The sequence below is a fragment of the Bartonella sp. B10 genome (assembly GCF_053794435.1).
The window spans coordinates 1396319-1421621 of record NZ_CP200030.1 but is presented as its reverse complement, the minus strand read 5'-3'; the positions used below and the strand labels follow the sequence as shown (position 1 = coordinate 1421621).

Annotated in this window: 16 protein-coding genes, 1 tRNA gene and 1 pseudogene; 8 read left to right on the top strand and 10 right to left on the bottom strand. The window is 34.5% G+C overall.

Annotation, left to right across the window (positions count from 1 at the left end; translation table 11 throughout):
* Window positions 1-249 precede the first annotated feature (249 nt).
* Entirely contained in the window at window positions 250-2358 is a 2109-nt protein-coding gene (gene recG / locus V3565_RS06030) for an ATP-dependent DNA helicase RecG (RefSeq protein WP_455478275.1), read from the top strand.
* A gap of 105 nt (window positions 2359-2463) precedes the next feature.
* Here recG and glmS read toward each other — a convergent pair whose 3' ends face one another.
* From glmS to V3565_RS06005, 5 genes and pseudogenes are all read right to left on the bottom strand, one after another.
* A complete protein-coding gene (gene glmS / locus V3565_RS06025) occupies window positions 2464-4287 on the bottom strand; it encodes a glutamine--fructose-6-phosphate transaminase (isomerizing) (RefSeq protein ID WP_455478274.1) in 1824 nt (607 codons plus the stop codon).
* Window positions 4288-4460: 173 nt separating this feature from the next.
* Window positions 4461-5810: a bifunctional UDP-N-acetylglucosamine diphosphorylase/glucosamine-1-phosphate N-acetyltransferase GlmU gene (glmU, locus tag V3565_RS06020; RefSeq protein WP_455478273.1), complete on the bottom strand. Its 1350-nt coding sequence runs from the start codon at window positions 5808-5810 to the stop codon at window positions 4461-4463.
* 14 nt (window positions 5811-5824) lie between these two features.
* Window positions 5825-6612, bottom strand: a pseudogene (locus tag V3565_RS06015) (cytochrome c biogenesis CcdA family protein).
* Between the two features lie 48 nt (window positions 6613-6660).
* Complete coding sequence (locus V3565_RS06010; protein ID WP_455478272.1) at window positions 6661-7629, bottom strand: carboxypeptidase regulatory-like domain-containing protein; 969 nt, start codon at window positions 7627-7629, stop codon at window positions 6661-6663.
* A gap of 60 nt (window positions 7630-7689) precedes the next feature.
* Window positions 7690-8013, bottom strand: coding sequence for a HesB/IscA family protein (locus tag V3565_RS06005; protein ID WP_455478271.1), 324 nt, complete (start codon window positions 8011-8013; stop codon window positions 7690-7692).
* A gap of 107 nt (window positions 8014-8120) precedes the next feature.
* On the opposite strand from V3565_RS06005, the gene V3565_RS06000 reads away from it, so the two are divergent.
* From V3565_RS06000 to V3565_RS05990, 3 genes are all read left to right on the top strand, one after another.
* Complete coding sequence (locus tag V3565_RS06000; RefSeq protein WP_455478270.1) at window positions 8121-9317, top strand: deoxyguanosinetriphosphate triphosphohydrolase; 1197 nt, start codon at window positions 8121-8123, stop codon at window positions 9315-9317.
* A gap of 30 nt (window positions 9318-9347) precedes the next feature.
* Window positions 9348-11105: an arginine--tRNA ligase gene (gene argS / locus V3565_RS05995; RefSeq protein ID WP_455478269.1), complete on the top strand. Its 1758-nt coding sequence runs from the start codon at window positions 9348-9350 to the stop codon at window positions 11103-11105.
* Window positions 11106-11253: 148 nt separating this feature from the next.
* Entirely contained in the window at window positions 11254-13656 is a 2403-nt protein-coding gene (locus tag V3565_RS05990; protein ID WP_455478268.1) for an SPOR domain-containing protein, read from the top strand.
* 59 nt (window positions 13657-13715) lie between these two features.
* Here the strand turns inward: V3565_RS05990 and V3565_RS05985 are convergent, their stop codons facing one another.
* The gene (locus V3565_RS05985) at window positions 13716-14120 is read right to left on the bottom strand and encodes a hypothetical protein (protein ID WP_455478267.1); all 405 of its coding nucleotides are present in this window, start codon (window positions 14118-14120) and stop codon (window positions 13716-13718) included.
* A 300-nt stretch (window positions 14121-14420) separates the two neighbouring features.
* Between V3565_RS05985 and V3565_RS05980 the strand changes: the two genes are divergently transcribed.
* Window positions 14421-15527, top strand: coding sequence for a branched-chain amino acid aminotransferase (locus V3565_RS05980; RefSeq protein WP_455478266.1), 1107 nt, complete (start codon window positions 14421-14423; stop codon window positions 15525-15527).
* Window positions 15528-15631: 104 nt separating this feature from the next.
* Here V3565_RS05980 and glpX read toward each other — a convergent pair whose 3' ends face one another.
* Window positions 15632-16618 (bottom strand): class II fructose-bisphosphatase, encoded by a 987-nt coding sequence (gene glpX, locus V3565_RS05975; protein ID WP_455478265.1) that lies wholly within the window; start codon window positions 16616-16618, stop codon window positions 15632-15634.
* Between the two features lie 83 nt (window positions 16619-16701).
* On the bottom strand, window positions 16702-18018 hold the full coding sequence (locus tag V3565_RS05970; RefSeq protein ID WP_455478264.1) for a homoserine dehydrogenase: 1317 nt from the start codon (window positions 18016-18018) through the stop codon (window positions 16702-16704).
* Window positions 18019-19066: 1048 nt separating this feature from the next.
* Here V3565_RS05970 and V3565_RS05965 point away from each other — a divergent pair.
* The 3 genes from V3565_RS05965 to V3565_RS05955 all read left to right on the top strand — a co-directional run bounded on the left by V3565_RS05965 (window position 19067) and on the right by V3565_RS05955 (window position 22613).
* Window positions 19067-19141, top strand: a tRNA-Glu gene (locus V3565_RS05965).
* A 708-nt stretch (window positions 19142-19849) separates the two neighbouring features.
* Window positions 19850-21064, top strand: a complete 1215-nt coding sequence (locus V3565_RS05960; protein WP_455478263.1) for an NADP-dependent isocitrate dehydrogenase — start codon at window positions 19850-19852, stop codon at window positions 21062-21064.
* A 121-nt stretch (window positions 21065-21185) separates the two neighbouring features.
* The gene (locus V3565_RS05955) at window positions 21186-22613 is read left to right on the top strand and encodes an MFS transporter (protein ID WP_455478262.1); all 1428 of its coding nucleotides are present in this window, start codon (window positions 21186-21188) and stop codon (window positions 22611-22613) included.
* Window positions 22614-22630: 17 nt separating this feature from the next.
* Here V3565_RS05955 and V3565_RS05950 read toward each other — a convergent pair whose 3' ends face one another.
* Together V3565_RS05950 and V3565_RS05945 are read right to left on the bottom strand one after the other, a co-directional pair.
* Window positions 22631-23728: an MFS transporter gene (locus V3565_RS05950; protein ID WP_455478261.1), complete on the bottom strand. Its 1098-nt coding sequence runs from the start codon at window positions 23726-23728 to the stop codon at window positions 22631-22633.
* 1046 nt (window positions 23729-24774) lie between these two features.
* Window positions 24775-25287 (bottom strand): peptidylprolyl isomerase, encoded by a 513-nt coding sequence (locus V3565_RS05945; RefSeq protein ID WP_455478260.1) that lies wholly within the window; start codon window positions 25285-25287, stop codon window positions 24775-24777.
* Window positions 25288-25303 lie beyond the last annotated feature (16 nt).

The window sequence follows — 25303 nt, the reverse complement described above, 5'->3', positions numbered from 1 at the left end:
TATATTTATATAAAAATTCTATCAAAAAAACACTGACAATAACAGAAAATAAAATATAGCAAAACATATCAAATATTAATAACTTTTATCTTCGTATTTTTCTATTTTTATTATATTTATTCTTTAAATAATTTGTTATTTACTTTAAAAATAAAAGTATAAATGTGTATTTTTATATATTAATTGAATTATAATAAAAAAATATTTTAAAGTACTAGAAAAAACAAAAAGAGAAGACTAAATTTCCTTATGCGTCAAAACCTTCTTTCCCCTCTTTTTACTTCTGTTCGCGCTCTTCCAGGAATCAACCCTAAAATATGTACTTTACTAGCTAAAATCTTAAATATTAATTCTACGCAACGTGAACCAACCGTTATTGATCTTCTCCAATTAATGCCACATTCCGTTATAGACCGTAGAATGCGTTCCAGCATTGCTTTCGCACAAGAAGAAGGCACTGTTACCCTTGAAATTATCATTGATCAACATCAACCACCACCAAATGGCCGTAACCGGTTACCCTATCGTATCATTGCTCATGACCAAACAGGAAAAATAAATTTAGTATTCTTTCATACCCAACGCCCTTGGCTCAAAAATAAACTACCAGAAGGAAAAAAAGTAATTGTATCAGGTAAAATTGAACGATTTAATGGGCAACTTTCAATGGTGCATCCAGATCATATCGTGCCAATTGAACAATCAAATCAAATGCCATTGATAGAACCCATCTACCCATCCACTGCTGGATTATCAGCAAAAATGCTAAGACGTACAATACAAACAACCCTCAACTATATTCCTCTTTTGCCAGAATGGATAGAAGAAAGTATAAAAAAACAGCACAATTTTCCTTCATTTTCAGTTGCTTTACACCGAATCCATACTCCAATAGATCCCAATGATTTATCTTTAGAAAGTGCAGCACGAAGACGTCTTGCTTATGATGAATTACTCGCTTGTCAATTAGCTCTTGGTTTAATGCGTTTAAAAACAAAATCTTTTTCAGGAATCTCTCGCCCAAAAACTGGTACTTATACCAATAAATTGATTAAAGCCTTACCTTTTCAACTTACAAATGGACAAAATGAAGCGATAAAAGATATTGCAAACGATATCGCTTCATCAGAACCTATGTTAAGACTTCTTCAAGGTGATGTAGGATCAGGAAAAACCATAGTTGCATTAATGGCAATAGCCCAGATTGCCGAAAATTCTGGACAATCAGCTTTAATGGCTCCAACAGAAGTTCTTGCTCGACAACATTTTGCAACAATCGCTCCTTTTGCTGAAAAGATTGGATTGCAAACAGCCCTTTTAACTGGACGAGAGAAAGGAAAATTGCGCGCAAACATTCTAAAAGATATTTTATCAGGTAAAACATCAATTATCATTGGTACTCACACTCTAATACAAAAAAGTATTTCTTACAATAATCTTGCCTTAGCCATTATTGATGAACAGCATCGTTTTGGCGTGCATCAACGCCTTTCTCTTATAGCAAAAGGCAATAAACCTGACATGCTGGTAATGACTGCTACCCCTATTCCGCGCACACTAGTCTTAACAGCTTTTGGAGATATGGATGTTTCAAAAATTACTGAAAAACCAATTGGACGACAACCAATTAAAACAGCAACGCTTCCTTTAAAACGTATTCATGAACTTATAGAACGTATTGCAATTGCATTAGAACAAGGAGAAAAACTTTATTGGGTTTGTCCTTTAGTAGAAGAATCTACAATTCTCGAGCTTACTTCAATTGAAAGCCGCTTTACTGCTCTCCGTGAGCAATTTGGAATACGTGTTGGTATGATACATGGAAAAATGTCTACAAATGAAAAAGAAGAAATTATGGAATCTTTTAAATGTGGAAATATAAGTATTTTAGTTGCAACCACAGTAATTGAAGTAGGAGTAGATGTACCAGATGCTTCAATCATCATCATAGAACATGCAGAACATTTCGGTCTTTCACAACTGCATCAATTGCGTGGACGTGTTGGACGGGGAGAAAAAAAATCCTCCTGCATTTTGCTATACAAGGATCCACTAACAAAAATGGCTGAAATGCGCCTGAATATTATACGTAATACAGAAGATGGTTTCAAAATTGCTGAAGAAGATTGGCGTTTGAGAGGAGAAGGAGAACTGTTGGGAACAAAACAATCTGGTATGCCTGAATTTCATATGGCAAATCTTGCAGTACATAGCGATCTTTTATCAATGGCAAGAAAAGATGCTCGTTTATTCTTACAACGTGATGCAAATTTTTCTTCAAAACAAGGACAAGCTCTACGCTTGCTTCTTGATCTCTTTAGAAAGGATGACGCAACTCGATTATTACGTGCAGGATAATCATTAAGAATACTTATGATACGCTTTGTATATCTCTATGTTAAAAAATTTTACACCTGTATCTTCAATTATTATTCATAAATCTTAAAGATATGAAATTGTTGTTTATTCAACTGTAACTGATTTTGCCAAATTACGAGGTTGATCAACATCCGTTCCTAATAAAACTGCTGTATGGTAAGCGATTAGTTGAACAGGTAAGGTATAAATAATGGGTGCAATAAACTCGGGAACATTTGGCAAAATAATAGTTGACAATGTATCAAGACAAGCTGCTTCTGCACCTCTTTTATCAGTTATCAGAATAATGCGACCACGACGTGCTGCTACTTCCTGCATATTAGAAAAAGTCTTTTCAAACCATCTATCATAAGGCGCTACAACAATAATTGGTATTGTCTCATCTACCAATGCAATCGGACCATGTTTTAATTCACCTGCTGCATAACCTTCAGCGTGAATATAAGAAAGCTCCTTTAATTTAAGCGCTCCCTCTAAAGCAATCGGATAAGAAGTGCCACGTCCAAGATACAGAACACTTTTTACGTTTACTAAATTACGACAAATATATTCAATTTTGTTATCTAATTTTAAAACCTCATTCAAAAACCTAGGAATTTCTGCCAATTGCTGAATAAATTTATGTTCTGCCCCCTCTGAAAGATAACCACGTTGCTTGGCAGCGCTAAGCGCCATTATAGCAAGCGTTGCTAATTGACAAGTAAAAGCTTTTGTTGAAGCAACACCAATTTCTGGACCTGCTAATGTTGGCAAAACAAAATCAGCTTCCCTTGCCATTGTTGATTGCTCAACATTAACAATGGTTGCTATTTTCATACCATGCTCACGACAGTAACGTAAAGACGCTAATGTATCAGCTGTTTCTCCAGACTGAGAAACGAACACTGATAACATATTTGAAGTTATAGGTGTTTCACGATAACGAAATTCTGAAGCTACATCATTATCAACACTTAAAGCGGCCAAACTTTCAAACCAATAACGTGCAACTAAGGTTGAATAATAAGCCGTTCCACAACTTGCAAATAATATACGGTTAATTCTTTTCCAATTAATAAAATTTTTCAGTGGACGGATGATATTCTTTCCAAGATCAAGATAATGCGCCAAATTATGAGAGATAACTTCGGGTTGTTCAAACATTTCCTTGTGCATAAAATGTCGATGATTACCCTTAGATACCGACAAAGCTCCATGAAATAATGTTGTAATTTTACGCTTCACTGGTTGATTATCTGAGTTATAAATTGTGACACCTTTTCGTGTGAGAATAGCACAATCCCCATCTTCCATATAACTTATGCGATCTGTAAATGAAGCCAAAGCAGTCGCATCTGATCCGACAAAAAATTCATCTTTTCCATAGCCAATTGCTAACGGCGGACCAGACCGAACAGCAATCATCAGATTGTCTTCTCCTTCAAAAATAAGAGCAATAGCAAAGGCACCTTGCAACTTTTTCAAACTTGTGAACACTGCATCCTGTGGAGACAGACCACTTTTTAATGCGTGCGTAATTAAATGGGCAATAACTTCTGTATCCGTCTCTGTTTCAAAGGTATAGCCATATTCAATAAGTTCTTTTTGCAATGCTACAAAATTTTCAATAATACCATTATGAACTACTGCAAGACGTTCAGTCACATGAGGATGAGCATTCCTCTCTGCAGCAACTCCATGGGTAGCCCAACGCGTATGGCCAATCCCTAAACTTCCTTCTAATGGTGTTTTTTTTAACTTCTCTTCTAAACGTACAAGCTTACCTTCAGCGCGTATACAACAGATATGACCATTATGTAATGTTGCTACACCAGATGAATCATATCCCCTGTACTCAAGACACTTCAAACCATTAACCAAAGAAGATACAACACATCTCTTTCCAAGAATTCCAATAATTCCGCACATTAATAAACTCCAATTTACATCAAAGATTTATATAATTTAATAAAACAACAAAATTATCTTAACTATAATATTAAAAATAATTATATAAACTAAACAGCCTGTACAGTAATATTGAATAGAAATATTACTGTACAATAGGAATCATTATAAAATTTAAAATATACTTAAAATAATTACTTATTATGTTTATTTGCTAATAAACGTGCACGCAATTTTATTGCATAATCCTCTTTTATTACTTGCCGTGCACGACCAAAAGCTAAGCTGTTCACAGGAACATCTTGAGTTATAACACTTCCTGAAGAAACATAAGAACCATTCCCTATAATCAATGGAGAAACAAGTGCTGAATTGGAACCAATAAAAGCATTATCACCAATCGTAGTTTTGTATTTATGAAAGCCGTCATAATTACAGGTAATAGTGCCAGCACCAATATTGGCATGCGCACCAATTTCTGCATTCCCAATATAACTCAAATGGTTAATCTTGGAGTATTTTCCTACCTTAGCTTCTTTGACTTCACAAAAATTTCCAATCTTTACCGACTGCGCCAAATCTGTTCCAGGACGCAAACGTGCATAAGGTCCAATCTGCGCATCTTTACCAACTACAGCTCCCTCCAAGTAACTAAATGCATGAATAACTGCACCAGAGTGCACCTTTACCCCCACCCCAAAATAAACGTTTGGCTCAATTACAACCCCTGATTCAATCTCTGTATCATAAGAAAAATAAACACTTTCTGGTTTAAGTATCGTAACTCCAGATAACATCAAATCACGTGCTTTACGCCTTTGCCATAAAGTATCAGCTTCATAAAGTTCAAAACAATTATTAATTCCTACAATATTATCAAAAGGTACCTCAACAACTTGAACATTCAATCCTTCATGTGACGCAATAGAAACAATATCTGTTAAGTAATATTCTTGCTGCAAATTATTGTTGCTAACTTTATCTAAAAGAGAAAGTGCATACCTTCCATTAATTGCGAGTATTCCACCATTACAAAAAGAAATTGTTTTTTCTTCATCACTCGCATCTTTTTCTTCAACAATTGCAACAAGTTTACTGTCCTTTTCAATAAGGCGCCCATAACCTGTTGGATTTGAAGTACGAAAACCGGCGACGACAACATCTGCCCCAACAGCAAGCTGTGCACGAACCTTTAGTAATGAATCTCGCTGAATCAAAGGAGTATCACCAAAAACAATAAGAACATCGTCCATTACTTTTTGCAAAGCTAAACGAGCAGACAAAACAGCATTAGCAGTTCCTAAACGTTCTTTTTGTTCAAAAACCATTGCATTCTTTACAAATGATTGAACAACTTGAGTTACCATTTTAGAGCCAAACCCGACAACTACAGCCAATTGCGAAGTTCCTGCTAATTCTACTTGTTTTATGACATGACATACAAGTGGTAATCCAGCGATTTTATGAAGAACCTTAGGAAGGGACGACCTCATGCGCGTCCCCTCACCGGCCGCAAGAACAATAGAGAGACAATTTCTAACCATAAAAACACATAAAATTAGTAAGAAAATCCTAAAAAATCAATAATATCATGCCAACGAATAATCTCAATCTTACTTAATAAAGGATAATTTTCCAAAAGCCAAAACGAAATATCCTGCATAGAACCTGTCAAAAATAAAATACCCGTGATAACTAGAAAAACACCAATAATTTTTTCTACTTTTCCCAAATGAACACGAAAAGAACCCAAAAATCTCATAAAACTGCCTGAAAATAAAGCTGCCAATATGAAAGGCACTCCAAGACCAAGTGCATAAATCCCTAAAAGCACAGCCCCTTCACTCACGGTTTCCTTTGTTCCAGCGAGTGTTATGACAGGTCCTAAAATTGGGCCAATACATGGTGTCCAACCAAATGCAAAAGCTAACCCAATGATATAAGCTCCTAGAGGCCCTGTAGGAGTGTTGTGCGTTCGAAACCGCACTTCTCGAAATAAAAAAGCAATTTTGAAAAGACCTAAAAAATTAAGACCAAAAATAATAATAATAATTCCAGAGGCGATAGCAAGCCAATCACGATAGTGACTAATAACCCCCCAACTGTACTAGCACTAGCACCTAAAACAACGAAAACAGTTGTAAAACCAAGAACAAAAGCAATAACAGAAAATAAAAGTGCCAAACGTATAAATATTTTTCCGTTAGAATTTTTTGAACGAAAATCATCAATCCCAACCCCTGCCATATAACACAAATAAGGAGGAACTAACGGTAAAACACACGGTGATAAAAAAGATAATACACCTGCAAAAAATACACTAACTGTTGAAATTTCTACAACCAAAATTCTTTATCCACCCCTAAAATTACTATTTATCTTTATTAATAATCTTCAATTTTTTGATTCACCTATTTTTTGCATATTGTGCGCATCTGCCACCACACTAACATCTTTATCATGACCTGAAAGAACTGAAAAAACTTTTTGATAAATATGATCCTTATTTTTAGCAATTGCAACATACTCTCCCTCAACTAACACAAGTGAAACATAAGCACCAACTGTTTCATAAATTATATCACCAGAGTCATTGATAATAGACCAGCTTGTATCTGCGAGTGCCTCCCCTCCTTCTTGACGTACTAACTTTAATATAATCTGCGCTGCTTGATGCTCAAGTCGTACTTCAGTAATTTTACCCGTATCCACTTGAATATCTGAACGTACAATAGCATTAACAGACCCATAATGAGAAGCAACATGATAACGGCCAGCTTTTAAACGTACAAGTGAGTGAGATTTAACGTTTGATAGAACCACACCAGTATCATCATTTTCCTTAGCATCTTCATATATAGTAAAACGTAATTCCTGCTCATTGATTGCGCCGTTAAGCAGTGTAGCACTCAAAATAACACCACCAGCATCAAGATTAAAATTTTTGGAAATACGCTGTCCATTTTCTAAATTCACGCGTTGCACAGCACTTGCATGACCAAATGAAACATGAACAAGATAGCTTCCTGGCTCTAAATCAAAGCTCACACTTCCTCCTTCAAAAGATGCAATTAACGGTAATTTATTATCAATTCCTAAGATAGGTGCATAAACCCGCCATATAAGCCCTTTCGTGATATTTTCATTGCTGTTTGCCAATCGAGCATGCAATATAAGCTGGGTTTTAGAGTGTAAATCATCTCGTCCGTGGTCTTGAGATTTTAAAATAAAACTTGTTGGTTGCTTTTCCTGATGATTTTGACTTCTCCATTCCTCAGAGAATGCAAAACTTATCCAAATCAATGATATAAACACCACATATAGCCATAAAGACTGACGAAATATTTTTGTGAAAATGTCCATTTTAGTATTGTTAACAAAAGTGATAATCTTTTCAAGCAGCAATATAGCAAGGTCGCCATTTTAAATTGAAAAACTTACCCCGCAACCACACGATGAAACAGCATTTGGATTACGAACTTGAAAAGACTGTCCCATAAGATCATCAACAAAATCGATCTCAGCCCCTTCCATAAAGGGAAGAGATACAGAATCAATAAACACAATTGCCCCATCTTTTTCTAAAACTAGATCATCTTCTTTACTTTCAGAAACTAAATCATATTTGTAAAAAAAACCAGAACACCTACCACCTTCAACGGAAATACGTAATCCTATTTTATCGGGTTCATTTAAAAGTATCTGTGCGATATGCTTAGCAGCAAAATCTGAAATATTCACGCTCATCTTGCCTATTGTCCTTGTATTACATTATCAAGAAAGAGTATCAAAATAGCTAGAAATTTATTAATAGTACATAAGTTTACACTTAAATTGAAAATAGATGACTTGCAATGGATATGAGCAATATAAATTATCAATTTCGAGCAATATACAGCTCTAACCCACAGAAAAGCCGTGGCAGATTATTTCATGAAACTGCTAGCAGCATACGATCACCTTTTCAAAGAGACAGAGATCGTATTATTCATTCTAATGCATTCCGACGACTCAAACACAAAACCCAAGTGTTTATTGCTGATGAGAACGATCATTATCGCACTCGGCTTACACATTCAATAGAAGTTTCTCAAATTGCGCGGACATTGGCTCGTGCTCTGTGTCTGGACGAAGATCTTACAGAAGCCATTGCCCTTGTTCACGATTTTGGGCATACGCCCTTCGGACACGCAGGAGAAGATGCACTTAATGAGGTAATGGCAAATTATGGTGGCTTTAATCATAATGCACAAGCATTACGCATTGTAACGAGTCTAGAACAGCGCTACGCAAATTTTGATGGACTTAATCTTACTTGGGAAACACTTGAAGGACTTGTAAAACATAATGGTCCCCTTTTAGGACCGTATTCTAACTGCAAAGATGTTCCTTTAGATATTCTGCAATATAATGCAAAACAGGATCTTGAGCTTGATTGTTTTTCTGGATTAGAAGCACAATGTGCCGCTATTGCTGATGACATTGCTTATGATGCTCATGATATTGATGACGGTCTACATTCACACTTATTGACAATTGACCAGCTTAAACACATTTCGCTAACTGCATTATTATTAAAAGATATAAAAAAAGAATATCCACAACTTGATCAAACTCGATGCGGTTATGAGTTAGTTCGCAGACAAATCACCACTATGGTTGAAGACGTTATTAAACAGTCACAAGAAAACTTAGTGCATCTTAGCCCAACAAGCATCAATGATATCCACACAGCAAAAAAACTTATTGTGACCTTTTCACCTACAATGGCTATTTATGAAAAAGAATTAAAAGATTTCTTATTTAAAAATCTTTATCACCATGAGAAAGTTCTTAGTCGTTGCAATAAAGCAAAATGCATTGTACGAAAATTATACAACTATTATTATGAAAATCCAAATGCTATGCCTGAAGACTGGCACAGCAAGATGATTCACTTAACAAATCAAGAATTAGCACGCCACATTGCTGATTTTTTGTCAGGTATGACTGATCACTACGCTTTACGTGAATATCACCGTTTGTTTGAGCATACAGACAATTTTATTTAATCAAGTCTAAATACACTATGGAAATTGCATATGAATGTCTTTAAAAATTTCGAGAAAAAAATTAAAGAAATACTCGAGTTATCTGATATAAAAGGAAAAAATGGAGAAAATTTAGATTTATCAAAAGTAACCGTTGATCCTCCACGAGATTCTTTACATGGCGATCTATCTACAAATGCTGCTATGGTACTTGCGAAATCTATCGGACTTAATCCACGTGCACTTGCAGAAAAAATTATAGAACTTCTTAAACGTGATCAGTCTATAGAGTGTATTGATATTGCTGGTCCTGGATTTATCAATGTCAAGATGACAAAAACATTTTGGCAAAATGTAATAAAATCCATACTTCAATCAGGAATATCTTATGGTAGTATTCCAATGGGACATGGAAAACGTGTCAATGTTGAATACGTATCAGCAAACCCAACGGGTCCAATGCATGTAGGACATTGTCGAAGCGCAGTTATTGGAGATGTACTTTCAAATCTACTTCAATTCGTGGGATATGATATTACAAAAGAATATTATATCAATGATGCTGGTGGACAAATTGAAATACTCGCTCATTCTGTATTGTTGCGCTATCGCGAAGCTTTAGGACAGAAAATCAATGAAATTCCAGAAGGACTATATCCCGGTGAATACTTAATACCACTAGGACAATCACTTGCTAAAGAATTCGGAGATCAATTGCTCACTATGGATAAAAACGAAGCTTTACCTATAGTAAAAGAGTATGCAATTAATGCAATGATGTCAATGATTCGGCAAGATTTGGCTTCCCTTAATATTTATCATGATATCTTTTTTTCTGAGCGAATGCTTTATGAAGATAACGCACGAGCTATATGTAGCACAATCAATGATCTAACTTTAAATGGCTATATTTACAAAGGTAAGCTACCACCACCGAAAGGGCAAAACACTGAAGATTGGGAACCAAGTGAACAAACTTTGTTTCGTTCAACTGATGTTGGAGATGATCAAGATCGTGTCCTAGTTAAATCTGATGGTTCTTACACTTATTTTGCCGCTGACGTCGCTTATTTTCGCGATAAATTTAATCGTAATTTTGATGAAATGATCTATATCCTAGGTGCTGATCACGCCGGTTATGTTAAAAGACTAGAAGCAATGGCAAAAGCAATCTCAGGAGAGAAAGCTAAATTGAGTGTCTTCTTGTGTCAATTAGTAAAACTTTTTCGCAACGGTCAGCCTGTACGTATGTCAAAAAGAGCGGGGTCATTTATCACTCTGCGTGATGTCGTGGAAGAAGTTGGGTGCGATTCGGTGCGTTTTATGATGCTGTATCGTAAGTGTGAAGCACCTCTTGATTTTGATTTCACAAAAGTAACAGAACAATCAAAAGACAACCCTATCTTTTATGTACAGTATGCAAGCGCACGTTGTCATTCAGTCTTTCGTCAGATAAAAGAAATTTTTCTTATCGAAAATCTTTCAAATGATATTATGATTGCGCATCTTAATCGATTAACCGACGATAATGAAATATCACTAATACGTAAACTCGCTGAATATCCACGCATCATTGAACAAGCTGTAATCCATAAAGAGCCACATCGACTAGCTTTTTATCTTTATGACCTAGCTTCCAGATTCCACGCACATTGGAATAAAGGAAGCGATAATCCCGATTTACGCTTTATTAGAATAGATGATAAAGAACTATCATTTGCTAGACTGGGATTAGTACAAGCGATCATCAATATCCTATTATCAGGATTAAAAATTGTAGGAGTGGAAGCACCAACAGAAATGCGTTGAAAAAGTTTTACAAATGCATAGAATGTATAATTTGTTGATAAACTTTTTCGTGTATTCTTTCGTACGAAGAAGAAAGTTATTTAGGGAATAGTATAACTAGAATTAGTCATTATTACATTTAAATGCAAATAATAATGTGAGAGAAGTTATGAGCGATAATGATCGCAAAGATCTACAAAAAATAAGACAAGATCACCAACCGCATGACTCTGTAGAAAGGATTGCGCAGCTTCTTGATGCGAATAAACAAAGTAAAAGTCAAGACACTCAGTCTTCTTTACAAATTAATCAATCAAGACATCAACCCTCTGAAACACAGTTCCCTGATAATGATTTAGACTTATCTTTTTTAGAAACAGAATTTGAGAGTAATTTAGCTAATGATTTTCCGTTTGATGATAAAAACAAAGAAGACAGCTTACTTTCAGCCAATAACGAACAAATGTCAGAAAATATTGCAACAACCGCCTCTCTCAACCGTTTAGAACAAAGTATGTTTCTGTCTGAAAAGGTAGATTCTCCATCTGTTGATCTTGATGAAGAACGAATTTTAGATGCACTTTCTCCACTGCCTATCCAAAAGAATCGGACGTCTCAAGATGAAGCAATGCCAACACGCGTTAATCAACTTTTTGAGAAAAATAATTTAGATACACAGCCAAAAGAGTTCTTTTTTGATAAATCAGATGCACAGGATGATAATACTGTAGAACCATTTACACAAGCAAAGCCTTTTTCACAGACAGAGATACCACAGTCAGATGCTCAAAATATAGAACAAAATTATTATGATAATCATCAAAAATTTCCTAACATCCCCGTAAATCACTCATATAGGAATCCAGTTAATCAAGAAAACTGGCAAGTGGATAAGTCATTTTCTTTGAAAAATCTTCCACAAAGGGATTATGCAACCGAATATCATAAGTTTTGCGAAAAGAAAATCTTAGAACAAAAAATCAATATTACGCAAAATCCAGAATATAGTGACAATTTCCCCCAATATATCGATAATACTGAGCATATCTCTGATCAAAATAATAAAAAAGATACTCCATATAATCAAAAAAAATTAGATAATACACAAACATCATCGGCAATTTTTAATACTACACAGGTAGATGATTTTTCTGCATATTCTTACCCTCATGATAATAATCCTCCCCCAAATGTTGATACTTATAAATTTACAGAAGAAATCGTAGAGAAAACCGAGCCGATCATGGTTCCGAAATCTTCATATGAATCCCCAGAACATGATACATTTTCTGATAGTCCTGAAGCAGAATTTGCTGATGTATTCAATGTAGGGAATGTTCCAGTAGAAGATTTTTCGCAACGGCAGCAAAGTGCAATCTTAAATGAAATTTTTAATCAGACTGTACAAAATCAAAAAGACGGTTCATATGTAAATACTCAAAAACAAAACACTGGCTATTATCCTGCTGACAATGGAGAGTATTATTCCTCCTCTTTTGCTGAAAATTCACAAAACAACGATACAAACAAAATCCTTGCCAATGAACCTGTAATCCTCAGCTCAAAAGCTTTTATCACAAGAAAAATTATTTCTAAAAGTGTCATTCCTGTTATTTTAATAGCAATTGGTTTTATAAGTTATTTTCATTTTTTTACATCATCACAAAAAAACGAAAACGCGCTTATTATTCGCTCTGATGATACACCTTTTAAATTTAAACAAGAAACGACAGAAACTGAAAATATTGTTGCTCATAATCTAGATGTTTATAAACAATCAACTGAAAATATTGAAAAAAATGATGATATGCAACAATTTCTTATTAATGATTCTGAAACGCCAGAAGATTTAGAAGTGCTAAATCAACAAGAATTTGAAAACACTTCTCCCCCTTCTTTTAATGAATCTGATGTTGAAGAAATAGTTACAGAAATTGCCAGTCGTACTGTTCCAACAAAAAAAGTACAAACAGTTATTGTAAAACAAGATGGTACAGTCACACTTACTCCAATGCATCACACAGATGAAAAACACGCTTATGATCTTGAAAAAGATAATCAAGATACCTTAAATCAATTTCAAGAAGAAGCACCAATTTCTTCTACATTGTCTGATACAAACAACAAAGAAAAAGAACATCATCCCACTACTGATACGGTTGATATTGATAAAACAATCACGGAAAATGCTTCTATCTCTAATGTTGAAGAAAAAATTAGAAATTCATTTATACCAGTTCCTGTAAAAAATAAATTCAATACAGAAAAACAAACGAGCGTTGCTGCTTCTCCTTCAACACAGTTTAATAGAGAAGCAACACACAGTTTGGAAAATTATTATATACAACTTTCATCCCAACCAACACCTGAGTTGGCTAAAGATTCTTTAAAAAGCATAAAGTCTAGATTTGGATTTCTAATAGGTACTCGTCCTTTAAATATTCACTCTGCTTTTATAACGGGAAAGGGTACTTATTATCGAGTACGTATTAAAGCTCGAAACCGTGACGAAGCTATAAACCTTTGTGAAGAAATTAAAAACTTTGGAGGCAGCTGTTTTATCACACGCTAAATCAATAATATTATAGTTTTAGCAACTATTGCACTATATTTGATTATTGAAGACTTGGCTTATTGCTTAATTTCAGGCATTAAAATTGTATCAAATTTGTCTTTTTCAAATATCGAAAGCGGTTTTTCTTTTGAATCTATTGTTAATTCAGTTCCTTCACCTAGGGGATTTTTTTCGTAAGATGGTAATGATATCTTGTCTTGGCTTGTGTAAGATAGTGGATTCGTATTTAAATATTTTTCGGGAATTGTTGTAGTTTGACTCGATCCTATAGGATTATGAATGGGTGTATTACGTTTTGATGATTCTTCAAAAAAAGATGCTAAAAAGCCAAAAACAAACAAAAAGATAATAAACGTAAAAACAACAGCAAGTATGCCTTTACCAGTCTGTCTGCGTTGTTCGTGATTTGTTTTGTCTGAAATTATATGTTTCTCGTATGCTGGATAATGTTTATCAATCATAATGAGTTTCCTTTCTCAATTTCCATATCTTGAATCATCTATATGATAATATATACGAAGTTATTCAGGTTCTTATTTCAAATAACGATAAATACGTATAACAGTTCCAAGATACTTGATAAAAGCTAGAAAAATGATTATGGAAATATGATAAAGAAAATTTGTAAGTATTCTTTGCTTTGTATTCTATAATAAAAATTGACACAAAAAAATTGCCGATTGTAATGCTGTAGTAAGTGTGTTTTATTATTTTTAGTAAAATATACACAAAGATATAGCACTCTTAAAAAGGTTTTACCTATGGAATTTCTTGCATCACTACTTCCATTTAAAATAGAAAAACACAACTCACCTCTCTCAGATGAGAAACGCGAAGATATTTTAAAAAAACCTGGTTTTGGTCAATTTTTTACAGATCATATGGTTATTATCAAATGGAGTGAAGGTAAAGGCTGGCATGATGCTGTTATTTCTCAATACAAACCTTTAGAAATCAATCCAGCAAGTACTGTTTTACATTATTCTCAAGAAATTTTTGAGGGATTAAAAGCGCATCGAGCAACGGATGGTCGTATTTTGTTATTTCGCCCCGATGCTAATGCACAGCGTTTTATGGCATCAGCACGGAGATTGGCTATGCCCGAATTGCCAAAAGATATCTTTTTAGATGCTGTTAATCAATTGATAAAAATTGATCAAAAATGGGTTTCTTATAATCCAAACGTTAGCTTATATATACGTCCATTCATGTTTGGCAATGAAAGCTTTTTAAAAGTTCGCCCTTCTCGAGAATATGTTTTCTGCGTTATAGCATCTCCGGTTGAATCATATTTTTCAGGTAAAGAAAAATCTGTCAGTGTATGGATTGAAACAGAATATAGTCGTGCTGGTCCAGGTGGTACAGGTGCTGCCAAATGTGGGGGGAATTATGCAGCAAGTTTACTAGCCCAAAATAGTGCAACCCAAAATAATTGTAGTCAAGTGCTTTTCCTTGATATGGTTGAGCATAAGTGGATTGAAGAACTTGGTGGTATGAATGTTTTCTTTATTACAAAAAATAATACACTTATAACACCTGCACTTAACGGAAATATTCTTCCAGGAATAACACGTCATTCAATTTTAGAATTGGCACAAGATATGGGTTTATCCGTAAAAGAGGATTCTTATTCTTTTGAATCACTTAAGGAAGATGTACGAAGTGGTCATATTAAAGAATCTTTTGCGTGTGGTACTGCTGCCGTTATAACACCAATTGGCCGTTTTAAATATAACGGTGGAGAGTTGGTGATTGAAAACGAAGAAGTTGGCAAAATTACAGAAAAACTTCATGCGCAGCTAGTTAATATTCAAAAAGGAAACATAGAGGACAAAAAGAGCTGGGTATACTCCGTTCAACTATCATAATTGCGGAATATATCCTTTAAATACATTTGTGGATTATTTTATAAAAAGCACGTTTGCACTTTGCTAGATAGCATTCCCCAACAACAATCATTAACAATAAAATACTAGTCGAATTTGGAATAATTTCTGTGCTGTGCCTTGATATTTCGGATTGTTCCTGTGTGTGAGCGCATAACTATAGTCTCTGTTTGAATATATCTAGGAGTAAATTTAACACCAGAAAGCATATTTCCATCTGTTACACCTGTTGCAGAAAACAAAACATCACCTTTTGCCATCTCCTCAACTGTATAAGTTTTATTAGGATTACTGATCCCCATTTTTGCCGCACGTTCAATTTTTTCTTCTGTATCAAGCTGTAAACGTCCTTGCATTTGCCCACCAATACAGCGTAAAGCTGCAGCAGCTAATACTCCCTCTGGAGCTCCACCAATACCCATATAGATATCAATCCCTGTTTCATCTGGATCTGTTGTATGAATCACGGCAGCAACATCACCATCACCAATTAAACGAATTGCTGCCCCTGTTGTCCTCACTTCATCAATAATTTTTGCATGACGAGGCCGATCCATAATACAAACCGTAATCTGGTTAACAGCCACTCCTTTAGCTTTCGCAAGAGCATGAATATTGTCCACGGGGCTTGCATCTATATCGACTATTCCTTTTGGATAGCCAGGACCAATAGCAATTTTTTTCATATAAACATCAGGAGCATAAAGCAAATTACCTTTTTCAGATATTGCAACTACAGCTAGAGAATTTGCAAGATTTTTAGCACAAATTGTAGTTCCTTCAAGCGGATCAAGTGCAATATCAACGGCTGATCCATTTTTAAGACCTACTTTTTCTCCAATATAGAGCATAGGAGCTTCATCACGTTCACCTTCACCAATCACTACAGTACCATCAATTGGCAAACGATTAAGTTCCCGACGCATTGCATCTACAGCAGCTTGATCAGCTGCTTTTTCATCACCTCGCCCACGCCAGCGAGCGGCTGCAACAGCAGCACATTCAGTAACACGTACTAATTCAAGAGTAAGAATACGATCCAATCCATTTAAAATTTTCTGAGTTGTGGGCATATAAAAAATCCTACCAAACAAATATTAGAGTTCAAAAAAAAACTGATCTTTCTGAGATACTATTGTACAATAAATCATCGTCTTCATACTATATGTTCGATGCGAATAAATCGAGATTTTGTAACAAAGTGACCATCTTTTTCAATTTCTTCAAGTGTTTGTCGTATATTAGCTTCTGTTGTTTTATGCGTTACTAAAATAATTGTTTTTGTTTTACTAATATGATCTTTCGTAAAAGATTTCTGAACAACTGATTCTAATGAGATACAATTATCCGCCATATGCTGTGCAACCATTGCAAAAACGCCAGCACGATCATGAACATTCAAACGAATAAAGTAATTACCTATATGATTAGTGATACATGCCTTTTTATAAGGAATAAGCGCCAATGCTGGTATTCTTAAAACCGGTGAATAGTGAAAATTAGGATGAATTTTTGCTATATTAGCCAAATCACTAATAACAGCTGATGCTGTTGCCGATCCTCCAGCACCAGGACCAGAAAACAGTAATTCACCTAATAAATCGCTTTGAACAGAAAGAGCATTGGTGACACCATGAATTTGTGCAATCATTGATGACTTTGGTATCAACGTTGGATGAACGCGTTGTTCAATCCCAAAATCAGTTTTTGACGCGATCCCTAAAAGCTTAATCCTGTACCCCAATTCATCGGCTGCACAGATATCAATAGGTGAAATATTACTAATCCCTTCGATATAAACATCATCTAATGAAATTTCTGTTCCGAATGCTATACTTGACAGTAAAGCTAATTTATGAGCGGTATCGTTTCCTCCAATGTCAAAGGTCGGATCAGATTCAGCATAACCAAGCCTCTGCGCATCTACCAAACAATCCTGAAATGAAATGCCTTCAGTAAACATGCGCGTTAAGATATAATTGCAAGTTCCATTTAAAATGCCATAAATCCGCGATACATTATTCCCAGACAAAGATTCCCTCATCGCTTTTACAATAGGAATCCCACCTGCAATGGCAGCCTCAAAATTAAGAAACACACCTTTTTCTTCTGAATTTATAGCAAGTTCTATACCATATCGAGCAAGTAACGCTTTATTGGCAGTGACAACATGATGTCCCGCCTTAAATGCCTCTTTGACAGCTGCATACACAACATCTAATTCACCACCAATTAACTCAACAAAAACATCAATCTCATTAGAAGAGGCCATTTTTACAGGTGAATCGAACCACTTTACATCACTCAAATCAATTCCACGATTACGATCTTTGTCGCGCGCGCTAACAGCAACAACTTTAATTGGTCGTCCACATTGGCAAGCCAAACTATCTGCTTTTTCACGTAAAATCTGAATAACTGAAGTACCAACCGTACCAAGACCTCCGATACCAACTTTTAAAGCCTCTGCCATTATTAAAACTGCCTATCCTTATACCCTATACATTTACTAAAAAATACCTCAATTACTTGCAATAAATTACGAGCAAACCCTGCGAACCATCAATACTGCCGAGCTCATAGCCTTTATGAATAAATAAAATAATTTCTCAAATAATAACATCTATATATTCACTATATTCACTCAAAAATGTTTCGAAATATAAGTAATATTGCCTCAAAGCTCAAAAACCATCTAAAAACATAAACTTATAATCATTAAAAATTATGTTTCTTTTTATAAAAATCATACTATTTGGTTTTCATAAAAATGTCATTCAGAGATGTTGTATAAAAACATAAAACAACAATAAAATTTGTAAAAATTATATATTTCATAATCTTATCCATGACAAATTGAAATGTTAGCGAATAATCGTAGGCGTGTATTTAAAATTAATGACCTCAAAAATCCCTATTTACACATGCAATCATGACAATGATTACTTAAAATGCAAAATAACATATAGAAAGATTTAAAATTTTCTTTAATATTTTTACTCATTCATGCGGAGATACATATGAAAAAATAATCTTTCAACTTCATGACATGAATTCTCTATTAATTAGCAATTTTTTGATCTATGACTTGAAGATGATTTTTACATAGCTCAAATCATTTATTAATGATCAATAAACACTTGTCGCTTTACTTTATTAAACTGTTTAATATCTGACTGTCATTTTATTTATATATTCTATATTAACTAATAAGATAGTACATAGGAGTACTTGGTATCACGCGCCATGAAAATACCTATTTTATTATTTTGTCTATTCCTCAAACTAGAAATAACAAAAATACCCTCTGACTGTATGTGAAATTACCCCTGAGATTGCCTATCTATTCTTAATAACCATTGTATATTTTTTATACCAAATTTTAGAGAATGATATTATCCAAGGTAGAGGAACGCAAATGAATTAAAAAAATAATTCAATAAAAAATGTTTTTTTAAAAAAAATTACGCAGAGGGCTTGCGAAGTAAAAAGATCCTCTCTATAAGCCTCATCATTGGTTTGCGCCCATCGTCTAGCGGTTAGGACATCGCCCTTTCACGGCGGAAACAGGGGTTCGATTCCCCTTGGGCGTACCATTTTTTTTTCGTAGCACTTAATAATTTGGTTTTGTTCATTTTTTAAGAATAAGGGATACGTAAATAAAAGTGAAGGGATATGCTTTCCAAGCGTCTTCCTGTAGATTGTATTCTTCTCGCTAAATTTTTCTATTAGCTTTTTTACTTACGTCTTATTATAAAAGGCCTGCTATCACTTGATAAAAAATACCATAAATTTGATAGTCAAGTGAATCAGAGGGACATATTCAAGTCTTAACACTAAAGATCCATAAAATTTTATAAAATAATATATAAATTTATCTCCATAAATCTGTGCTTTGATATTAAAATTTGTTTTCTCTGATACCTCCTAAGCTTATGGCAGTGCTAAATTCCTCGAAGAAGAACATAAAATTCTCACAAAGCAAAAATTCATGATCATACAAATATTTCCGGCAATGCGCATACTTTTCTTCTTTCTGCCATTTTCGAAGATGCTGAAATTGACTATGGTGCAAAAATTTTTAGAAATGAAAGTGTATTAAAATAAAAATTTTATAAATTATAAAAACAAGCTCAAAGATAACAAGATCGCTTTTTTCTAAAGGTACAAAAAAACATCACCGATATGTCGAAGAAGAAAGTGCAAATTGTCTTAACGCTTTTGATTGCAGCTCTATTTTTACTTTCCATCATAGTTCTGAAAGTGCTATAAAACAATATTATTAAAACGAACAAGGACTTATAATGATAAAGATCAAAGTAGAAAATCCCATTGTTGAAATCGATGGTGATGAAATGACTCGTATTATTTGGAAATATATCAAAGAGAAATTTATTTACCCATATCTTGACATTGATCTCAGATATTATGATCTTTCCATCCAGAATAGAGATGCAACCAATGACCAAGTAACAATTGACTCCGCCAATGCTATCAAACAATGTGGTGTCGGTGTAAAATGTGCAACCATAACTCCTGATGAAGCACGAGTAGAAGAATTTAACTTGAAAAAAATGTGGAAATCACCCAATGGTACGATCCGTAATATTTTAGGAGGAGTTATTTTTCGCGAACCCATTATCTGCAAAAATATCCCCCGCCTCGTTTCTAGCTGGACAAAGCCAATTATTATCGGACGTCACGCATTTGGTGATCAGTATAAAGCAACTGATTTCAAATTTCCTAGCAAGGGAAAATTAAGTATCAAATTTGTCGGAGATGACAATCAAGTGATCGAGTATGATGTTTTTGATGCCCCGAGTGCGGGAGTTGCCATGGCCATGTACAATCTTGATGAGTCAATTCGTGACTTCGCTCGCGCATCTTTTAATTATGGACTACAGCGGAATGTTCCGGTTTATCTCTCTACAAAAAACACCATTTTAAAAGACTATGATGGACGTTTTAAAGACATCTTTCAGGAAATATTCGATACAGAATTTAAAGATGAATTTGAAAATCGAAAATTGTACTACGAGCATCGCCTAATTGATGATATGGTTGCTTCTGCACTTAAATGGTCAGGTGGTTACGTTTGGGCATGTAAAAATTATGATGGTGATGTTCAGTCAGATATTGTCGCTCAAGGCTTTGGTTCTCTAGGTCTTATGACTTCTGTTCTCATGACACCAGATGGTAAAATCGTTGAAGCAGAAGCCGCTCATGGCACAGTAACACGCCATTACCGTCAGCATCAAAAAAATGAAGAAACATCAACAAATTCTATTGCATCTATTTTTGCGTGGACACGTGGACTGGCGCACCGCGCTAAATTGGATAATAATGAAAAATTAAAAAACTTTTCTACAATATTAGAAAAAGTTTGTATTCAAACAGTTGAAGAAGGTTTTATGACTAAAGATCTTGCACTGTTGATCGGACCTAGACAAAAATGGCTTTCTACGACAGGATTTCTTGATAAAATTGATGAAAATCTTAAAAAAGCAATAATAAATTAAATTATGAGTTTATTGTAATTCTAAAACCCTCCAAAAGGAGGGTTTTTAGTCTTTTCTTGGCAAATTCAAACAATTGCCTTATAAGTTAAGAGATTTGATTCTTAATGGATAGAAGAAAACAGTGAAAAACCGAAACTGGTCTGAACTTTTATTGGGTAAGAATGCTATTCTCTCTTTAACGCTTACAAGCGGTGTTGCGTTATATGCTATTACTTCTTACATTGTAGTTACTATTTTACCGTCTCTCCTACAGGATATTGGTGGGGGGGTGTATTACTCTTGGGTAACCAGTGTTTTTGTTACAGCTTCACTTCTTGGTACTTCACTTGCAACAAAAATACTAGAAAAACTAGGCCCTAGGAAGGCCTATGTTATTGCTTGCCTTATCTTTATCATCGGCACTTTTGTGTGCAGCACGGTTTCAACCATGCCGTCATTTTTAATAGGGCGCTTTATTCAAGGATTTGGAGGTGGTTCTTTACTATCACTATCATATTCTATGGTCCGTATTGTCTTTATTCCTACTTTATGGTCGTATGCATTAGGTATTATCGCTGGAATGTGGGGAATATCAATCCTATTAGGACCAGCTATAGGTGGAATTTGTATACGATATGGCATGTGGAGAGCGTCCTTTTGGATAATCGGCTCATTGGCAATAATCTTTACAATCGTAGCTTTTGTAGTTTTGCCAATAAAAAATAAAAACCACATTCCAACTTCCCCTCTCCCTCTTCCACAACTACTCATACTTATCTTACTGATTTTTATCATTTCTACTGGAGAAGCTATTGATACTGTAGTTGCACAAATCTGTGGGTTAGTTATTGGGTTCAGTCTTCTCTTTGTTTTGGCAAAAATAGAGTCATCTACACTGCATCCTATGTTGCCATATAAAGCTTTCTTCTTCTCTTCTGAATTTTTTCCTGTATACACATTGATGCTCATAATGACTGTAGTAGCATTTAGTATAGAGTTTTATTTTCCACTTTTTCTTCAAACTCTTCATGGACAAGAGCCACTTGTCGCTGGTTATATGGCAGCACTCATAAGCCTTGGTTGGACATGTGGTTCTCTGCTAAGTGCCGGAGCATCTATAAAACAAGTTTGCAACATCATCGTGTACTCTCCCATACTTAACCTTTTCGGTGTAGGCATTCTTTTGTGGCTTGTTCCAAAAGAAGTATCTGCACTTGAATATACTATTATCATTTGCATAGTGTTATTTGCTACTGGGATTAGTGCTGGTATGGCATGGCCCCATTTATTGACACGCATCTTACAATGTGCAGATGATAAAGATGCACTGCGTGCGAGTGAATCTTTGACTTCTATACAACTGTTCTCAGCAGCTTTAAGCGCAACATTAGCAGGGACAATCACAAATTTAGCTGGTCGCCTTGACCCTGGAGGAGTAGAAGGAATGATTTCTTCAGCAAAAGCTCTTCTAGTAACACTTATTGCTATTTTATTCTGTCTTGGTATTCCATTTGCTCTGCGTGTTTCTTATAGGATATTTAAAAATCCAGCTGGACAATCAAATAAATAATGCTTTTCAAAGAATATTTATTCTTGAGAAGAATATTTGTTGCGTTTTTCCGCGTACCATGAAAAGCAAAAAATTAACAATCCACAAAAAGTTAAAATACTTCCCAAAATACTGGTATATTCATAGCTATAGCCAAATTTTAAAACCAATGCTCCAGATTCTGCTCCAAGCGCATTAGCAATATTAAAAGCAGATTGCATTAAAGCACCTGCCAAAATCTGTCCGTGCTTAGAAAAATCCATAATTTTTGTTTGTATAGAAGGCATAGCTGCAAAAGAAGTGCCAACAAGAAAACATCCTAACACTGCCGTTAATGGAGTATGGGATAAAAAGAAAAAAAGAAAAAAAACAAATATACTCCAAAGCATAGAAAAAAATATTACTGGTGACGTGCCTACTTTAGCTGTGTATTTAGGTCCTAACAGATTACCTGCAACCATCCCCAATCCAAATAACGGCATAATAAATGGCACCCAATCAAGAGAAACATTGGAAATATACATTAATGTTGACTTAATATAGGTAAAAACAGAAAATAATCCTGATGCACCAACCGAAACCATAACCAAGAGAAACCATACCTGCTTTTGCTTCAGTACACTTAATTCATAGAGAGGATTTGTTTTTGGAAAATTCGGAATAGAGGGTAATAATTGCCAAATAAAAAAACAACATAGTAGAGCCACAATACCTACAAGGATAAAAGCAATTTGCCAACCAAAAATCTGACCGATCCAAGTTGCACTCGGTGCTCCAATAACTGTAGCAATTGTCAAACCAAGCATTACTCCCCCAACAGCTTTGGAACGTTCATTCGTCTTCACCATTGAAGATGCAACCATAGCTGCAAGCCCAAAATAAAAACCATGCGGAAAACCACTAATAAACCGCAACATTACTAATGTGCTAAAATCAGAAAAAAATGCACTGATAATATTTGCAAATGCATAAAAAAACATCAATCCCATTAAAACAGCTTTATATGGTAATTTAGATGTTACAACAGCTAAAAGAGGAGCTCCAATTACAACTCCCAATGCATAAGCAGAAACATATTGGCCAGCTGTAGGAATATCAACATGTGAACTGCAAGCCATCTCTGGCTGTAAACCCATCGCAACAAATTCAGCGGTACCAATAGCAAAACTTCCAATGGCAAGAGATAAAATTGCAAAATTCCGCGTTCTAGAATCAAGTTCAAAAGACGGAAGAGTTTTTTTTTCTGAGAATTCTGCATTATAACCATCTCTGCATTAGAAAATTTTAATCCTAGATATTTGTAATACACACAAACAAATACAACACACTCTTATATCTATACTTAAATATTTATCTACAAGATTTTAAACACATCATCCACAACCAAAATAATGATATTCATCAGTTTTTTTCGTGATAAATGCAATATTTCGTAAATTAAATAAAACTTCAGTGATTCAAATGTTACTGCCAAAAAAACAAGAAACATACTTCACAATAATAACTATTTACATTTCCTAGACTTTAATCTCAGGCTAAATTACTTTTACATCTACTGTAAATGAAATCATTTTTATTCTTACATAACTTAAACAATGAATCATTTAAAAATATCTTATATATGGGCAAACTCCATCGGTGCCTTTTGTTGAAAATTCATTATTTCATAGTAAAAAAAAATACAATTTTTATACTTCTTTAATAATTCACTAACTCATTGTTAACATTGTTAATATAAATAATCATGAGAAACGGAAATACACTGTTTGTCTCCGGATCAGGTAATGCGTACCGGAGTATTAATTTTCACCTAACATAAAAATAGCAAAGGGAATATAAATAAATTGCGTACCTATTTTTTATGAGGCATAATTTGATGTTTTTTTTCAATATTGCATCAGCATCAATACTTTTCTTTTAGGAAAAAATTTTCATAGGGCAACAAATCTAGCAACTAAAAAAAACTAATTCATTACAACTATCATCATATTCGCTACTTTATCATACTTGCATCCATGAAGCATCTGTCACCAAAAATCTTAAAGAAGTAATGGACGCGAAAACTTTTATTGTTAAATAATATAAATTAAAAGTACACTTCTTACCATACAAAATAACCAGAACATGATCTTTCATTCTGGGAAAACAACAGCAAGAAAACCTATTTATACAAAAATATACACTATTTTGTATCTGCAAAAATGGTAGCTTTTATGATCGCATCAGGATCAGTTACAGGCTCACCCCGCTTAATCTTATCTATATTTTCCATACCTTCAATAACCTGACCCCATATAGAATATTGACGATCAAGCCAAGGAGCATCTGCAAAGCATATAAAAAACTGAGAATTAGCAGAATTTGGATTCTGACTGCGTGCCATAGAAACTGTTCCACGCTTATGAGAAAGATTTGAAAACTCTGCCACCAAATTGGGCTTATCTGAACCGCCCATACCTGCACGTGATAAATCAAATTTTTTACTATCTTTTTTTCCAAATTGCACATCGCCAGTTTGGGCCATAAAATCATCAATAACACGATGAAATATAACATTATCATAAGCATTTTCACGTACAAGCTCTTTGATACGTGCAACATGCTTAGGAGCTAAATCAACAAAGAGCTCAATAACTACTTTACCCTTAGTTGTTTCAAGAATTAAGGTATTTTCTAAATCTCTGATCTCTGCCATATGACTTACTCCTTTA

What these genes read in the sequence shown, in the direction of transcription:
- V3565_RS05970 (WP_455478264.1), bottom strand. Translation starts at nt 18,018, where the DNA reads ATGGCAGAGGCTTTAAAAGTTGGTATCGGAGGTCTTGGTACGGTTGGT.
- V3565_RS05990 (WP_455478268.1), top strand. Translation starts at nt 11,254, where the DNA reads ATGAGCGATAATGATCGCAAAGATCTACAAAAAATAAGACAAGATCAC.
- glmS (WP_455478274.1), bottom strand. Translation starts at nt 4,287, where the DNA reads ATGTGCGGAATTATTGGAATTCTTGGAAAGAGATGTGTTGTATCTTCT.
- V3565_RS05985 (WP_455478267.1), bottom strand. Translation starts at nt 14,120, where the DNA reads ATGATTGATAAACATTATCCAGCATACGAGAAACATATAATTTCAGAC.
- V3565_RS05945 (WP_455478260.1), bottom strand. Translation starts at nt 25,287, where the DNA reads ATGGCAGAGATCAGAGATTTAGAAAATACCTTAATTCTTGAAACAACT.
- glmU (WP_455478273.1), bottom strand. Translation starts at nt 5,810, where the DNA reads ATGGTTAGAAATTGTCTCTCTATTGTTCTTGCGGCCGGTGAGGGGACG.
- V3565_RS06010 (WP_455478272.1), bottom strand. Translation starts at nt 7,629, where the DNA reads ATGGACATTTTCACAAAAATATTTCGTCAGTCTTTATGGCTATATGTG.
- V3565_RS06000 (WP_455478270.1), top strand. Translation starts at nt 8,121, where the DNA reads ATGGATATGAGCAATATAAATTATCAATTTCGAGCAATATACAGCTCT.
- V3565_RS05980 (WP_455478266.1), top strand. Translation starts at nt 14,421, where the DNA reads ATGGAATTTCTTGCATCACTACTTCCATTTAAAATAGAAAAACACAAC.
- argS (WP_455478269.1), top strand. Translation starts at nt 9,348, where the DNA reads ATGAATGTCTTTAAAAATTTCGAGAAAAAAATTAAAGAAATACTCGAG.
- glpX (WP_455478265.1), bottom strand. Translation starts at nt 16,618, where the DNA reads ATGCCCACAACTCAGAAAATTTTAAATGGATTGGATCGTATTCTTACT.
- V3565_RS05960 (WP_455478263.1), top strand. Translation starts at nt 19,850, where the DNA reads ATGATAAAGATCAAAGTAGAAAATCCCATTGTTGAAATCGATGGTGAT.
- V3565_RS05950 (WP_455478261.1), bottom strand. Translation starts at nt 23,728, where the DNA reads ATGGGTTTACAGCCAGAGATGGCTTGCAGTTCACATGTTGATATTCCT.
- V3565_RS06005 (WP_455478271.1), bottom strand. Translation starts at nt 8,013, where the DNA reads ATGAGCGTGAATATTTCAGATTTTGCTGCTAAGCATATCGCACAGATA.
- recG (WP_455478275.1), top strand. Translation starts at nt 250, where the DNA reads ATGCGTCAAAACCTTCTTTCCCCTCTTTTTACTTCTGTTCGCGCTCTT.